This window comes from Thalassolituus sp. (genome assembly GCF_984348125.1).
Map to the genome: position 1 here is coordinate 1 of NZ_CFHJLR010000033.1, position 15,828 is coordinate 15,828.

The window sequence follows — 15,828 nt, forward strand, 5'->3', positions numbered from 1 at the left end:
GATGGTAGTGTGGGGTCTCCCCATGTGAGAGTAGGTCATCGTCAAGCTCTTATTCGAAACCCCTGATTGCTTACGCAGTCGGGGGTTTTTTCATTGCGAGCTTAACGAACACGTCAAGGTCGATCGCGACCCCGGTCTATCCCAAAACCCCAGCAGGGTAACCTGCTGGGGTTTTTTCTTTTCTGGAACTTCAAAAAAGTATCAATGGCGTCGTGGTATCTACCTGCTACTTGGGTATTGGGTAGAATACGATAATCACTTTTACTACCTATCGGGCAGGCCGGTGATTGCATCCTGCATAACCGGCATTTCCGGTACGTCGGACCGCGCCATCTATGGCGGTCACGAGCGTCATGTGGGCAGCTTTGGACTCATTGAGGTGATCGTCAAGAACTAGGCGTCCCCGTCGGATGCGACTTCGATCTATTCAAAACCCCTGATTACTTACGCGGTCAGGGGGGGGGCATTGCCCGAGAAAAACAATCCCGCAAGCTTCGCGTTGCGCCTCTATGAACCTGTCCGTGGATAAGCGTTCCAAACGCCTAACTTGGCTATATACTGAGTTTCAGAGGCTGGACCGCTTGCCTTAGCTATTGTGGTTCATAATGAGACAAATGGCGTCTATCTATGAGTTTATGCCGCTGATGCTCGAAATCGACGGCTCGTAAACGTCTTCTCACTGTAAAGAGTACGCTCGTACCGCTATTACCTCTTGAAGCAAAATCCCTAACGAATATCCTATAGGTAACAAGTATTCCAATAATAAAAACAAGCTGTCACCGAGTATCTATCTGTCCTGATATAGACTGGTTCTACAGTCGAAACGGTGTCTCTTGACCGACAAATGAGGTCGTGAAGTGAAAAACGTTCTCCGCCATCCGTTAACAATCGCAATGACAGCACTGTCTTTGCCAGTCTGCTCTTTAGAGGCTATCAGCGACCGGGAAATGGCTGATGTGTCTGGACAGGCATTTATCACTATCGATGCATCATCATACAGTGACGGCACTGGTGAATGGGCAGGGCAGTATGAGTTCACCAAGGTGAATCTAGGCTTAGATATTGAAACCCTGATGACCATTGATACGCTTAAGGTCGGTGAGTTTGAACGGACTGTAGGTGAAGACGGTACCGTGCCAATGACGGATGCTCAGGGGAATCCTGTGACTCAAAATGGGAACCTGGTGGCTCATGATGCTGATCTGATCATTGAGAACTTCGGCCTTGGCCGGGTAACCAACTATAAAGATGCAGTAAATGCCAGTATCGAAGAGTTTAAGATCCGTGATCCCTACATTGAACTTGCGTATAAAGTAGAGAACGGTGTTCGGAAGGTTGCGGGAGTACGTATCGGCTTCTCGGAAGCTCAGGGTTGGTTGTCAGGAGATCTTATCTCTTTAACAGGTAATTTGAATGGCCGTATTGAAGGGCCTGCCTCGGTGGTATATGACCAGAACTGTAATGGTCAGGGTACTGCGAGTTGGTTGCAGTGTATTGAACTAGGTTTGGCAGATGCTTTGGGTACGCAGTTGGTAAGTACAATCGACTTGGTTGATGGTGCTGTAGGTACCGCTGGTTATAGTTATGGCGCTGGTCGCGAGTTAAATGAAGATGGTGAGCTTCAAAACCCCGATAGCCCATATCTGGACGTCCCTTACCTTAAACGAGCTTCCTGGGCGGGTGTTCCGGGGGGTAGGAGCTTCACAGCTCCAGGTTCTGCGCTTGAATTTATTATTCCCGCGCTTACTGGGTCAGAAGACTGTACTGTTACGGGTACTCCCGCTTGTTTCCCTCTAACTAACTTTCAGAGTGTCTATGTCGGCGATGAAAGTGTTGACTTTGAGAATGGCGGCGGAGCTACAGGTGCGTTTGTATCTCTTCAGACTACTTCTGTTCCGTGGGAAGATTTTTCGGGTATCGAAGGCAGTGATCGCGTATTAACTCAGAGAGGAGCGTTTTTGAATATCGCTAAATTCGATTCTGGCTCTGGTGTGAAGTATCCACTCAACCTTGATTTGTTCAGTGCAACGAACGGTACGCCACGTCAGGCTACCTGTGTTGGTAGCCTGAAGGGGTGCTAATTATGAAAATCTTGCGATCTATGTTAATCACCTCGATGGTTGTCTCTGCTGCGGCATTTGCTGACTTGCAGGCTCTTGATGATAACCAGATGAGTGCGGCAACTGGTGAGGGGCTTGGGTTTGCCCTTGAAGATTTCGTTTTGGACACGGAAGGAGCTGAGCTTTCAGTAACAGGCATACAAAGCTCTGCGGGCGAAGAGATCGATATTAAGTGGACTAGCCTTTATGTTATGGGGGAAGGCAGTGAAGAGGGCTCCATTCGTACTCCAGGGCAGATTGGCAGTTACCTCCATCCGTACGTCATTCGCTCATTACGAGGCAGTGGTGGCCTCGATCCTAATGATCCTCTGTATAACGAAAAGTACGGTCAGATTAACAATGAACTGGCTCTACTTGAACTTGCAGCTGATGAGTACCAATCAGATGTCCAGAATAGCGCAACTTTTGCCACATTCTCGTACTATCAGGGGTGTGTTTGGGGGCAGCCTGGGTGTGACGACTTGGCAACGGTTGGCTCTAACGGAGTCGCAGTGCAAGCGATTACAAATGAAATTGATGCCCTGAATTCGTCCAGAGCGCAAATTGTAGATACCTATTCTCTGGCATTAGGCGCACTAGAAAATCAGATGAATAGTTACTACTTGAGTGAAATTGTTCCAAGGGAGGCCACTGTTGCACAGGAGCAAACGGAATACGACGCCGAGGTTGTTGAGCTCGGTCAGCGTCTGACTACGGCATTCGATGCTTATGAAGCTTTTATGGCTATTCGACCTCAAGCTGATTGTGAGTTTGGCGATAATTGTACCGGATTGAATGGTTCCGCATGTCCCGTAATCGGGGGAGGTGCTTGCCGGGATGCTCGGACCGCATACAACGATTCTTACGACTCCTACGAGGAACAGCAGTCGGTACGCCAGGATGCATATAACGATCTTATTGAAGCACGTAAAGATCTGGCCGCTGCCAACAATGATTCCGATAGTTTTGGGCCTGCAGGCTCTTATATTGAAGCGGTCAATAATGTAGAAGAATTCAAGGTGCTGTGTGGTTTGGATTCGAGCGATTTTGGCTCGTGCGACGGTGGCCTGATCACGCGCAAGGGAGAAACAAAAGATGGTATCGAAAGTGTTTCAATAGCTTTGGCAAGTGGTGTGGAGCGCAGGGATGGCCTGGATGTGGGTGCATCCTTCGAATTCGCAGTGAACTCAGTAAATCCTGATGGCTCAACCAGCCCACGTACCGACTACATCGATATCAACATGAAAGGGCTGTTTATCGATGGAACTGCGTTCCGTCTTTGGTCTGCTCCTGACGAGCAGGGTGACGATGAGCTGAATGCTGAGATTCGCTTGAATCTATTTATCAAAGAGTTGGATATCAGTGTTTGTGATCCTTCGGTTTGTGACAATGATCCTGTAGCCAAGGAGGCTTCTACTCTAAACTTGGACAACATGTTTGTCAGTCTTAACCTGGGTTACGGCGAGATTCAGCCAATGCGTCTGTCTGCTACGTCGGATGGTAACTTCGAATTTGAGCTGACCAAGCTCCGTCCTGGTGATGATGTCGACACCAGTAGCCAGGAAGACATGCAAGCTTTCTATGATGATTACTATGAAAACTCACCGAAGAGCTTTATATCAATCAGTGACGTGCGGATAGGCAACAGTCCGGACGCTAGCCTCGGTAGTATCACTGTAGATGGTTTGCGTGCTCAGTACCTTAAAGTTACCAGTCGCGACCTGTAATAGGTGGAGGTCAGAATGACAATTAATAAATTAGTACTTTCTCTATCCACATTGATGGTCGCAACTTCGTCAATGGCCGAGATGGAAGCAATTGATGATTTCGATTTGTCCGAAATCTCCGGTAAGGGTGGTGTTTATCTCTCTGGTGAGTTCGCGATCAACAAAGATGGTGGACCCCTTTGGGACGATCCTAATGAGGTCTCAGGCTTCACTCCAGGTACCCGTCCTATATTCGACGGCGCCGGTAACATCGTTGGCTCTGAAGAATGCGAAAACGGGATCTGTGGTTTGCGTCTCGCTATCAAATTGAATGAGAACAGTGAAGGTTGGTACGTTCTGGATGACGTTTCTGGTGGCATGTCCTTTGAAGGACTAACGCTTCAGACGGAAACTTTGACGACTGCAACAAACTATGACGTTTGGGTTGATGGTGGCTTCGAAGAAAAAGCGGTTGACGATGAGGTTCTAAAAATCGGGCTGCCAGGGACCATTACGTTCAACGATTTTAAGTTTAAGTTCGCTGTGGCTAACAATGGTGAATTTGGTGTACCTCTTCAGGATGGAACCGCATTTCGTCAAACCGAAATATTTGGCGTTCAGCTAGACGGCAATATCACTGTCGGTGGTAACTTACTCCTGTTTCCGGTGGATTGATTATGAAGAATACTACTTTGACGTTAAGTGCGCTCACACTCGCGGTTCAGGCTGTATCAGTATCGGCATTAGAAGCGCTTGATGATGAGACCATGGCGAATGTATCTGGTCAGTCTGGCGTGACGATTGAGCTTGACCCAGGGCAGCTGGATATTGGTGAAATCAGCTACAGCCAGGACGGTGTTGCGGCCAATATGCGTGACATCAATATCAACTCCAGTATTGGCTCTGCCTCGGTAACGACGATAGATATTGACTCTGACGGTACCCTTAATCTGTTCAATCAGCTTGGTGCTCGCGAGTTTACCGTTGGCGGCGTTGGCATGACCGGCACCACTGGTATTACTAATGATTTCTTCAGCCTTCGCGGTGCTACTCAGGCCTACAGTAATGGCGGGACCGCAGACGATTTTTCTGACGATACTGGTGTATTTCGTCTGAATATGGGCGATGACGGTAACGGAAATCTTGCGTTTGATGGTTCTCAAGTAGGCGTCTTCTTTGACGGTCTTCACTTTGGTGATGACGGTATGGAGTGGATTATTGATGACCTGGCGATGTCGGCCATTATTAATTATGGTCGCCTCATCGTTAATGAGGGCAGTGTTGAATTTGATTTTGGTACTTTTGAGAACCGAGGCCTACGCCTGACCTATGAGGCAGCTGCGATTGGTCTGTCTAATGATCCTAATATCGCCGTTGGTGATTACGGTGATCCTGATTCAGCAGGTTATTTGCTTGGTGACACGTTCGGTTCACTGAGTGTCGACCTTGAGGCGTACGGTACTTTCACCATTGAAGGAGGAGGTGCAGACATCGGTGAGGGGATTACCTTCATTCCTGCGCTTACGCTTATCAATGACGACGCTGATCGTCCTGCGTTTAAGTACACTGATGACGGTTACGTGATTCTCGCTCGTAACTTTCGTGGCGACTTCAGTACAGAGTCTGGTTTGACTCTCGACTTTGAAGAAGACGATGCTAATAATCCCTATCTGGCACTGCGCTACGAAGATCTGACCTTCTCATTCAGCTTAGATGACCTGGTACTTGGTGATGAAAACGGAGCAGCTTTGGGTAGCTTCCGCGGACAGGTGCTTTTCCAGGATGGCTTAGTTGATGGGATTGAGCGTAAAAACTATCTGCATTTATTCCCAGGCGGCGATATTGCAAGTGCTGATGGTTCAACTCAGCAGGGTGTGACGGCACAAGTGGGTTGGAATATCGTATCTGCAGATCCACTGGCTGACCCAAATGGTGGTGACTTCACGACGCCAGGCAACTTCGCTGGTAAAACTGCAGCTGAAAGTAATACCTATTTCGCCATGAATGATGATGGCAACTGGGTTTACTTCAACGGTTTCAACGGCTGGGGTGAAGGCGAAGTTTCACTTGATCTTACTTCTGGCCCAGATATGGCGTCGTTGCCTTCGGATTACTATGCCAACCCTTACAACTCTGCGACTGGTCAGTTCGACGAAAATGTAGGTTACGATCGTGAAAACAAGGTTGGTACTTACGATGGCCTGCGTATCGACTTCAAAGATTTACGCGGAGAGTACAGCTTCTCGGGCGTAACTGTTGGTACTAGTGAAGAAGAGGCAATGGACTCCCCTTACATGGGTGGTACTGAGCTGCTTCTGGCGATGGAAGTATTTCCATCATACAGTTTTACCCTCAATGGTAACCTGACGATTGCACCAGGCGGCCAGATTAATAGTGACGGTATCGGTGGCACACAAGGTCTGACACTTAACGGTGACCTGCGAATCACTGATGGCGATGCTGAGATTACAGTGGATGAATTCGGTCGTGGGGTTTGGTTAACAGGTGTAACCTATGACCTCCACATGCGTGGTGCTTCTATCGACGTAACCGAAGATGGTTTGACCTTTAACAAAGGGCTGACGTGGTCGACCATTCAGGTAGGCCAGTACAATAGCGCTACGGGTGAAATCGAGGGCGGTATTATCTTCGGCTCACGAGATGATGGTGATAATTTAGGTGCCTTCACGCTCGAGCGTCTAGAGGATGGCACTACGATTTCAGTAGCGTCGGGTGGTGCAGGTCAGGTTTGTATTGGCGGCTCACTCAACGCTGGAGGCACTGATTGTGCGGGCGCTGGTCGTTTCGAAGATCGCGGAGAGCAAGGGCTGACTATCAAAGTTAAGGCGAAGTTTGCAGAGGCTCCTACTGACGTGAACGATCCTAATTATTATCGCTACCTTGGCAAAGGTAATCGCTTCTCTTGGACACAGACAAATGGTACGACCCTGACTCTTGATAACTTCAGCACCCAGGATGGTCCTCAGGGCGGGAACGACTACGGTCTGAATATTGATCTTAAGCTTGATGTTGCAAGAACAGCAGTGCGTGCAAGTTTTATTGATGAGGACGGTGACGGTAATACGGACAATGACTTTGATGGTGATGGTCGTCCTGATTTGATCGATACAAATGGTCAGTATATTCAGGAGTCCGAGATCCCGGAACGTGGCCCTCTTGGCTTCGCAGTATTCGGTCGGGTTCACTTTAAACAGCTGAACATCGATGGTCTGAAGATTGCTGCGACTCCAGACAGTACGCCTCAGACACTGATCAGTCAGATTGTTGTTCAGAATGCGGATATTCAGGCTAACCTGACGGCCACTCCAATCCGCTAACCTTCCTTTGCTGCGATGTCCGATGATCAGGCGTATACTGTACGCCTGAATCATCGGCATCGGAGTCTCTTATGAGCCAGCAGAATCGCCTGGTTATTTTCGACACTACAATGCGTGACGGCGAGCAAAGCCCGGGCGCATCAATGACCAAAGAAGAAAAAGTCCGCATCGGTAAAGCGCTCGAAAAAATGCGCGTCGATGTTATGGAGGCAGGTTTCGCAGCTGCCAGCCCCGGAGACTTTGCGGCTATTGAGGCCGTTGCCTCTTCTGTGCGCGAGAGCACTGTATGCAGTCTTGCACGAGCGGTTGATCGTGATATTGAACAAGCGGCTGCAGCGTTGAAAAATGCAGAGCGTGCTCGTATTCATACCTTCATTGCGACTTCACCTATCCATATGCAGTACAAGCTGCGTATGGAGCCAAATGCCGTTATTGATCAAGCAGTGCGAGCGGTGAAGAAAGCGCGTGGACTGGTTGAAGACGTCGAATTTTCTTGTGAAGACGCGGGCCGCTCAGAAATCGATTTTCTATGCCGTATTATCGAAGCAGCTATTGATGCGGGTGCCAGCACGATTAACATCCCTGATACCGTTGGCTATGCGATTCCAGAAGAGTTCGGAAATACTATTCGAACACTGATTGAGCGTATCCCTAACGCGGATAAGGCGATTTTCTCTGTTCACTGCCACAACGACCTGGGTCTGGCGGTAGCCAACTCTCTCGCCGCAGTGACTAATGGTGCTCGTCAGGTTGAGTGTACGATTAATGGTCTGGGGGAACGCGCCGGTAATGCCTCTCTTGAAGAAGTGGTCATGGCAACCCGCACCCGCCAGGATCTGTTCAACATCGAGACCGGTATTGATACAACTCATATCGTGCCGACGTCGCGGCTCGTTTCGAGCATCACGGGTTTCCCTGTTCAGCCGAATAAAGCAATTGTGGGTGCCAATGCCTTTGCTCACGAATCCGGTATCCACCAGGATGGTGTTCTTAAGCACCGCGAGACCTATGAGATCATGAAGGCAGAAGACGTAGGCTGGGGTGCGAACCGCATGGTGATGGGCAAGCACTCGGGACGTGCCGCCTTCCGCAGTCGTCTGCAGGAGCTGGGAGTTACGTTTGAGACGGACGCAGCTTTGAATGACGCTTTTGCTCGCTTCAAGGATCTTGCTGATAAGAAGCATGAGATCTTCGATGAAGACCTGCAGGCACTGGTCACAGAAAGCCGCTCGGCCTCTCTGCCTGATGTCTATAGCTTGGTATCGCTTGAGAGTCACTCGGCTACCGGTGAAACGCCTGTGAGTGAAATCGTCATCAGCAAAGATGGCGCCGAGCATCGCAGCAAAGCGGAAGGTAGCGGCCCTGTGGATGCAGCTCTGCGTGCTATTGAAGATGTCGCTAAGTCCGGCGCTAACCTCTTGCTGTACTCGGTGAATGCGATTACGGAAGGCACTGACTCTCAGGGTGAGGTGACTGTGCGTCTTGAAAAGGCGGGCCGTATTGTCAACGGCAGCGGTGCGGATACCGACATTGTTGTCGCATCAGCAAAGGCGTACATCCATGCACTGAATCTTCTGGTCAGCACTAACGATCGTACGCACCCTCAGAACGACGGCGTTTAACGGCGTATGTTAGAGCAGCGTCGGGTCGATTATCTCAAGTCGATGGGCATCACAGTGTGGCTGCCCAGACGAGAGCTGCCTCATGCCCCAGCGTCTCGCTGGATGGCTGAGGACTCGCCGTCGGAGCGTCATGAGCATATTCACATCGAGTCGACGCACGATCATGCGCGCCCGGTTGCTGCAGCGGATCTGTTGCGGGCCGGCCAACCTATGCCAGCGCATCCTCAGGTGGCAGCAGAAATCGCCAACGACGCAGTTTCAGAGCCAGCAAAGCCTGCAGACACTAAGCCTCTGACGCCTGTTAGTTCAGAGCCAACTGAGCAGACAGGTGTTGCGGCGGCTCTTCCCTCTGTACCTTCTGGCGAACCGCCGAGGTTTGCTCTGGAGTTTATGCAACTGAGCGGGTCAGGAATCTGGGTTGTTGATGCGAATATTCCACTTGAGCAGGTAACTCCTTTCGCCGGAAGGGTGCTGGCCGCGTTTGGAATGAAGCCGTCTGTAGTACCTCAGCCAGTATCTTTCCGCTGGCCCTTTATAGAGTCTCGTCATCAGGATCAGAGCGAAGCTGTTGCGGTTCAGGCTTTGAAGGCTCAATGGCAGTATTTCAGCAGTCAGGGCGCCGGGTACGTCATTACCGTCGGTGAAAACGCTCAGAGCTGGATGAACAGAATAGACGTTAAAGAGCACTTTCATATTCCTGATCTGGAAGCACTGATGTCTTCAGCATCGGCCAAGCGTGCTCTGTGGCTGTCATTGTATGCTCTGGCAGAACGGTAGGGGTCTATGACTGATATCCGGGTAGGCGGGATAGAAGACCTTGAGACGGTGATGGAAATTGAGCAAGCCGCTCATCAGTATCCATGGTCAGAAAAAATCATGACGCGCTACCTGCGCAAGCCAGATTCCGTTTGGGTATTGGAGGTCGACGGTGAGCATTCCGCACATGCGGTAATCTCTGCTGTGGCTGATGAGGCAGAGTTGTTGATGATCAGCGTCAGGCCTGAAATGCAGGGGCGAGGGTACGGTAAAGCACTGCTTGCACGTGTAAGTCAGTGGCTGCAGGAGAAAGGTATTATTTCTTTCTTTCTCGAAGTCCGTGAGTCAAATGAGAGTGCCATCGGCCTATATGAGTCGCTTGGTTTCAATGAGGTCGGCAGGAGGCCTGGATATTATCCTCACCCCGACGGCAGGGAAGATGCTTTGATTTATTCATTGGAGCTCTGTGATTAATGGTCTCTGAACTCAGTAGCCATACTGCGTTAATTCTTTCCTGGCTGATATCGGCCCCCCTCCTTTTTTATACGATCAAAACCATCAACTGGGCTGCATTTTCGCATCATTCCGGCGTACAGCATTTCTTTCTCGGGAGCCTGTTGGTCGTGTCCGGATTCTGGTTTATGCGGGCGGGAGTTCGTCCGGGGCTGGATTTTCATATTATTGCAGCCACGGCGCTGACGCTACTGATGGGGTGGCGCCTGGCGTTATTAAATATGGCTGTTGTACTGGTTGTGATGGTGTTTCTTGGTGTTATCGAGCCGGAGGCCTGGGCGTTATCTTTCCTGCTGGGTGCGGCAATTCCGGTATTCGCCGCCTATCAGTTTTTTCTCAATGTTTATCGGCGGATGCCACACAACCCGTTTATTTATATTCTCGTGGCAGGCTTTCTCAATGCTGGATTTACACAGGTTGTCTACGCCTGCTCCGTGTCCGGTTGGTACTGGTTTGAAGGTATTTACACTCTGGAGCAGATCTGGCGGGATTATCTCAGGATGCTCCCCTTGATGATGTTCCCTGAGGGGATAACGAACGGGATGTTTATCGCCGGGATGGTCAGCTTCCATCCTCGTTGGTTAAGTACCTTCGACGAAGACTCGTATTTCAATTACTGAACAGTACTTTAAAAACTCAATGAGTATCAGCGCGGAGCATATTTCTGGAGTTTTCGTTGCAGGGTCCGGCGATGCATATTCAAGGCTCTGGCGGTCGCTGAAATATTACCGTCGTTTTCATTCAGAACTCGTTGAATGTGCTCCCACTCCATCCTGTCGACACTCATCACCTCTGCTTGCTGATCACCTACAGGCCTGCCTTCGAAAGTAGAAATAAGGTCCTGTAATGTTGCAGGTTTATGCAGGTAGTTATCGGCGCCACGTTTTACGGCTTCGACTGCGGTAGGAATACTTGCGTAGCCTGTCAGAACGATAATTGACGCATCAGGCCAGCGCTGTTTCATTGGAGAAATAAGATCAAGACCAGAGCTGTGCTCAAGCCGTAAATCAAGAATGATTCGCTGTGGAGCATGAGATACGTCCTTAAGCTCGTCCGGGCTACGGATGAAGGTCGCTTCAGCGCCACTTCGTTCAAGGCTGCGGCACAGTACCCGCCCGAAATGTTCGTCATCATCAACGATCAGATAACGTAATGTCATACGCTGACCCTCCGCGTCACGATGGGGAGTTTCAAGTGACTCAGGCTGCCGCCCGAGTTCAGAGCTTTAAGATGAATACTGCCACCAAACTGCTCAATGCTGGCATTACTCAGGTAAAGGCCGATTCCCATCCCGTGTTCTTTCTGACTGGCAAATACAGCCTCTTCGCTGATATGACTGGCCGCTTCTGGGTCTGGCTGAATAATATCGAGTTCCCAGAAATCAGAGGTCACACGCGAACGCAACTGCACGGGTCTCTGCCCAGCTTCGGCGGCGTTATCGAGCAGGTTTAATAATGCCTGATCAAGAAGCGGAGACGCCGGAATGAGAGCGGTTGCCTTGCAATCCAGCTCATCCCATAAGGCATGGGGTTTACTCAACCGCCAGCGGTGGAGTTGGCGTAATAGCCATTCCTCGGCATCGTGTTCTGAATGAGCGTTGCTTTGTCGGCCCGCCATTGCCAGTTGCTGGAGTGAATGTCGGCAGCGCTCCACCTGCTGGCGCATTACCGAAATATCCTCATCGCTAACTTCGTGCTCGGTGGCCTCATCGAGCAGCATATCCAGAGTCATAAGAGGCGTGCCCATTTCATGAGCGGTGCCTGCCGCGAGCGTAGCGATACCAATGAGTTGCTCGTTCTTTAGTTGTCGCTCCCGCAAAGCCTGAATCTCAATAACATGCCGCTGTCGATCTCGCACCAGTGCGGGCAGAAACGCGGCGATAATGAGTGTACTTAAAACAAAGGTCAGCCACATCCCTCCAAGGTGCCAGTCAAACAAGGAGCCTTTACCATCCATGCCCATCGCCAGCGGTGTATACCACTGCGTCAGTACGCTGTAATCCAGAATCAGTGTGCCGGCCACTATGAGTGCTCGATTGCGGTTAAGGCTGTAGGCCGAGACAACCATCAACACCAGAAAGTACGAGATCACAGGGTTTGTCGCCCCTCCACTAAAAAACAGCAGTGCTGTCATCAGCTGGGTTTCGGCGACAATATTCAGCAACAGGGCGTCTTGTCCCATTCGCTTTGAAGCCTGCCAGAATGGTAGGGCGATCAGTGGGATATAGCCTGCGAGCACCCACCAGATAATGGGCGGCAGATTAAAGCCCACGAATGCGAGCCAGAACAAAAGCACAAGCCAGATCAGAGCGACCGAAAACCTGAGCAGGCCGAGGCGCGTGAGCGTATTACCAAAATTCAATCCGATGACCCCTGACTTCCGGACAAAGTGGCATTTTCATTGAATTTACAGCATACCACTTACAGCAGGAGTATTCTGAAAAGAGGTCATGACCTGAGTCATGCCTGATCGCGAAACACCCCGTGCCTTTACTTCTGGCAACGGCGCCATTATCGACGTAGTTGCGTGCTTCAACCTTTGCGCTAATTTTGCGATAATCCGCCCCCTTCTGAATAACACACTTCTCCGGGCCGGATCTCTATATGAAACCTCAGATTGCCGAGTTACTTAGTGCCGCTGTCAGCGTTCTGAAAGAGCAGAATGTACTTCCAGCAGACCTTGAACCGCGAATTCAGGTCGATAACACCCGCGATAAAGCACACGGTGATCTGGCAACCAACCTGGCGATGATGCTGGCAAAGCCTGCTGGTAAGAATCCACGTGAGCTTGCTCAGCTGGTGGTCGATGCGCTGCCAGAAAGCAGCCTCGTCGAGAAAACTGAAATCGCTGGCCCGGGTTTTATCAATTTCTATCTGAGTGATGAGTCAACGTCGTCACTGGTTAAGGCCGTTCTGGATCAGAAGAACGACTATGGTCGCTCTGATGTTGGCCAGGGCAAAAAGGTGCAGGTCGAATTTGTGTCGGCCAACCCAACCGGGCCGCTGCATATCGGTCATGGTCGTGGCGCTGCAGTGGGCGACTGCCTGTGCCGCTTACTGGAAGCGACCGGCTGGGATGTGACGCGAGAGTTCTACTACAACGATGCAGGTCAGCAGATTAACAACCTGGCCCTTTCGGTGCAGGCGCGTTGCAAAGGCCTGACACCGGATGACCCAAGCTGGCCAGAAGACGGCTACCGCGGAGAGTACATCATCGATCTCGCCGAGAGCTTTATGCGTGGTGATACCGTATCGTCTGAAGATCAGAGCTTCACTGGCACGAAAGACGCTGAAGACCTTGAAGGTATCCGCCACTTTGCCGTTGCCTACCTGCGGAACGAGCAGGATCTTGATCTGAAAGCTTTCGGCGTCGACTTTGATGTCTACTTCCTTGAATCCTCGCTCTACACCGAGGGCAAAGTCGAAGAAGCCGTTCAGACACTGATTAAAAATGGTTACACCTATGAAGACGGCGGGGCTCTCTGGTTACGCACCACCGACTTTGGCGACGACAAAGACCGTGTAATGCGTAAAACAGACGGTGGTTACACCTACTTCGTACCGGATGTGGCCTACCACTTGAACAAATGGCAGCGTGGTTTTACTCGCGTAATTAATGAGCAGGGTGCCGATCACCACTCAACCATTACCCGTGTGCGTGCAGGTCTACAGGCGCTGAACGCCGGTATTCCAGAAGGCTGGCCGGGTTATGTGCTGCACCAGATGGTGACAGTGATGCGCGGCGGTGAAGAAGTAAAGATTTCCAAGCGTGCGGGCAGCTACGTTACTCTGCGTGACCTGATCGACGAAGTCGGTCGCGATGCCACCCGTTACTTCCTGGCAGCCCGTAAGGCCGATGGTCAGCTGACGTTTGATATCGATCTGGCTCGCTCTCAGTCGTCGGACAACCCTGTGTACTACGTTCAGTACGCGCACGCGCGCGTGTGCTCGATTTTCCGCAAACTGGCTGAAGCAGGTCAGAGCTGGGATGCTGAAACAGGCCTTGCGGCTTTGGGCGCACTGACGCTTGAGACAGAAAAAGAAATGATGGTTAAGGTCGGTCGCTTCCCTGAAGTCGTACGTCGCGCCGCCGATGCGAGCGAACCTCATCAGATTGCTAACTTCCTGAGAGAACTGGCCGGTGATTTCCACACCTGGTACAACTCAGAGAAAACCCTGGTAGATGATACCGACCTGCGTAACGCGCGTCTGGCTCTGGCGGAGTCTGTGCGTCAGGTTCTGCATAACGGCCTGTATCTTTTGGGTGTCAGTGCACCGGAAGAAATGTAATCGGTCACGGTAATACCGGAAGAATATGGTAGTGTGATCGCGAAAGTATTTCCCTGGGTAAGTTGATGTCTGATAACAGCTCTAAAGTGCCGGCCTGGGTGTGGGTAACCACACCCGCTATCGCTATTGGTTTTGTCGGTTTTATTTTTTATCTCTCGACGATTCCGGCGGGCGATGAACTCGAAGCCGTTCGTGGTGATGCACGTAAAGTACTTGAAGAAAGCGCGGCAAAAGCCCGCGAAGATGCGGCGAAAATCGAGAGTAAGGTGAAACCTTCTTATGATTTTTACCGCCTGCTGGAAAAGCAGACCGTTGAAGTACCCGACGTCGAAGAGTACAAATCGACCCCCAAAGATGCCGCGGCCAAGTATGAGTATCGTCTTCAGGCAGGCTCGTTCCGCTCAGACAGTGATGCGGACCGTATGCGTGCAGAGCTGATTCTCGAAGGCTTACCTGCATACCTTGAAAGCAGTGCGGTCAATGGCTCAACCTGGCACCGCGTATTTGTTGGACCTTATACCGACCGCTCCAAACTCAATAAAGCGCAGGACATTCTCGTCAGCCGCAATGTCAGCCCTCTGGTGCTGAAACAGAAAGTCAGCGACTGAGATCAATTACAGGCTGGCTTTACCTTGCCGGGCTTCCCGGGCTGTGTAACATTGAATTCATAGTCCTCAGAGGAGTCGTCCATGTCACTATTCCCAACGCGGGGCATGCGCCGGCCTTATTGTCGGACGAAGAGATCTCTGCAGTGCGCGATTTTTTGACGATGTAACTTAATGTAAGGCCTGTAAACAACAAAAAGCCACAGACTGTTTCTGGAAGAATTAGTGCTCATGGTTCTTACTATAAACAGTCGTTCATGGTTTCAGGGTTGCGGGCAATGGAAGAAACAGAACTCAGCCAACCGGCGTTTTTACATGTTCATATTATCGGTGCGTTCGTGTCAGCCAGCATACTCATGTTGGTGATGTTAGTGGGCTGAAAAGGAGAGGGATATAGCGGCACCTCCTTGTGCCATAGCTTGCGCCGAAACGCTTATTCAGGGTTAGCATCTACCGTTACTGTGCCGTCGGTTTCGATGGTAACCACCGCACTTACGAAGCTGAAACCTTCGCCCTGACCAAATTCTTCGTCATCCACTTCCGGATCATCCAGCTCAGCCTGACATGTCACAGCGACCGTGTAATCACCCGGTGTCAGATAAGACGCTGTGTAAGAAAGTTCAGCATCAACTGACGCCGTTGCCACTGGCTCGTCGTCGGTTCCCAGGTCGTCTGGTTCTGTAACCTCACCTTCATAGACATACACCGCTTTCGTGTCTTCGCTGTTGCAAAGTTCAGAAGACAAGGTGCCGGTAATCGAACCGTAATCGGCCAGATCAATTAAACGGATCGTCGGACGAAGCTTGTATTCGCCGGTACCTGTCACTGTAATCGCCTTACGCAGGTCTGTTCTGGTCAACAAAACCGGACACATTAATTTGCTAATTTCTCGTAATCTAC

At 50.7% G+C, this 15,828-nt stretch carries 12 protein-coding genes and 1 pseudogene; 10 read left to right on the forward strand and 3 right to left on the reverse strand.

Features of this window, described 5'->3' with window-relative positions; translation table 11 throughout:
• Positions 1 to 857: 857 nt before the first annotated feature.
• The 8 genes from AC5E51_RS15790 (at position 858) to AC5E51_RS15825 (ending at position 10,654) form a co-directional block, all read left to right on the forward strand.
• Positions 858 to 2,081: a hypothetical protein gene (locus AC5E51_RS15790; RefSeq protein WP_245820098.1), complete on the forward strand. Its 1,224-nt coding sequence runs from the start codon at positions 858 to 860 to the stop codon at positions 2,079 to 2,081.
• Between the two features lie 2 nt (positions 2,082 to 2,083).
• On the forward strand, positions 2,084 to 3,826 hold the full coding sequence (locus AC5E51_RS15795; protein WP_301378265.1) for a hypothetical protein: 1,743 nt from the start codon (positions 2,084 to 2,086) through the stop codon (positions 3,824 to 3,826).
• Between the two features lie 15 nt (positions 3,827 to 3,841).
• Positions 3,842 to 4,480, forward strand: coding sequence for a DUF6160 family protein (locus AC5E51_RS15800; RefSeq protein WP_068439146.1), 639 nt, complete (start codon positions 3,842 to 3,844; stop codon positions 4,478 to 4,480).
• A gap of 2 nt (positions 4,481 to 4,482) precedes the next feature.
• On the forward strand, positions 4,483 to 7,143 hold the full coding sequence (locus AC5E51_RS15805; RefSeq protein WP_301378267.1) for a DUF6160 family protein: 2,661 nt from the start codon (positions 4,483 to 4,485) through the stop codon (positions 7,141 to 7,143).
• Between the two features lie 71 nt (positions 7,144 to 7,214).
• A complete protein-coding gene (locus tag AC5E51_RS15810) occupies positions 7,215 to 8,765 on the forward strand; it encodes a 2-isopropylmalate synthase (protein ID WP_301378269.1) in 1,551 nt (516 codons plus the stop codon).
• Between the two features lie 6 nt (positions 8,766 to 8,771).
• Positions 8,772 to 9,542: a hypothetical protein gene (locus AC5E51_RS15815; RefSeq protein WP_068443714.1), complete on the forward strand. Its 771-nt coding sequence runs from the start codon at positions 8,772 to 8,774 to the stop codon at positions 9,540 to 9,542.
• Positions 9,543 to 9,548: 6 nt separating this feature from the next.
• Positions 9,549 to 9,995 (forward strand): ribosomal protein S18-alanine N-acetyltransferase, encoded by a 447-nt coding sequence (gene rimI / locus AC5E51_RS15820; RefSeq protein ID WP_068435719.1) that lies wholly within the window; start codon positions 9,549 to 9,551, stop codon positions 9,993 to 9,995.
• Positions 9,995 to 10,654 (forward strand): energy-coupling factor ABC transporter permease, encoded by a 660-nt coding sequence (locus AC5E51_RS15825; protein WP_301378272.1) that lies wholly within the window; start codon positions 9,995 to 9,997, stop codon positions 10,652 to 10,654. The genes rimI and AC5E51_RS15825 overlap by 1 nt, the downstream gene beginning before the upstream one ends.
• Before the next feature lie 26 nt (positions 10,655 to 10,680).
• On the opposite strand, the gene AC5E51_RS15830 is transcribed toward AC5E51_RS15825, so the two are convergent.
• The gene (locus AC5E51_RS15830) at positions 10,681 to 11,193 is read right to left on the reverse strand and encodes a response regulator transcription factor (protein WP_297530786.1); all 513 of its coding nucleotides are present in this window, start codon (positions 11,191 to 11,193) and stop codon (positions 10,681 to 10,683) included.
• The gene (locus tag AC5E51_RS15835; RefSeq protein ID WP_491778811.1) at positions 11,190 to 12,395 is read right to left on the reverse strand and encodes an ATP-binding protein; all 1,206 of its coding nucleotides are present in this window, start codon (positions 12,393 to 12,395) and stop codon (positions 11,190 to 11,192) included. The genes AC5E51_RS15830 and AC5E51_RS15835 overlap by 4 nt, the downstream gene beginning before the upstream one ends.
• 242 nt (positions 12,396 to 12,637) lie before the next feature.
• On the opposite strand from AC5E51_RS15835, the gene argS reads away from it, so the two are divergent.
• Positions 12,638 to 14,323 carry an arginine--tRNA ligase gene (argS, locus tag AC5E51_RS15840; RefSeq protein ID WP_491778812.1) on the forward strand — a complete coding sequence of 562 codons (1,686 nt, stop codon included), beginning with the start codon at positions 12,638 to 12,640 and terminating at the stop codon, positions 14,321 to 14,323.
• A gap of 65 nt (positions 14,324 to 14,388) precedes the next feature.
• Positions 14,389 to 14,931 (forward strand): SPOR domain-containing protein, encoded by a 543-nt coding sequence (locus AC5E51_RS15845; RefSeq protein WP_297530780.1) that lies wholly within the window; start codon positions 14,389 to 14,391, stop codon positions 14,929 to 14,931.
• Between the two features lie 430 nt (positions 14,932 to 15,361).
• Here AC5E51_RS15845 and AC5E51_RS15850 read toward each other — a convergent pair.
• A pseudogene (locus AC5E51_RS15850) lies at positions 15,362 to 15,828 on the reverse strand (hypothetical protein); the annotation flags it as partial.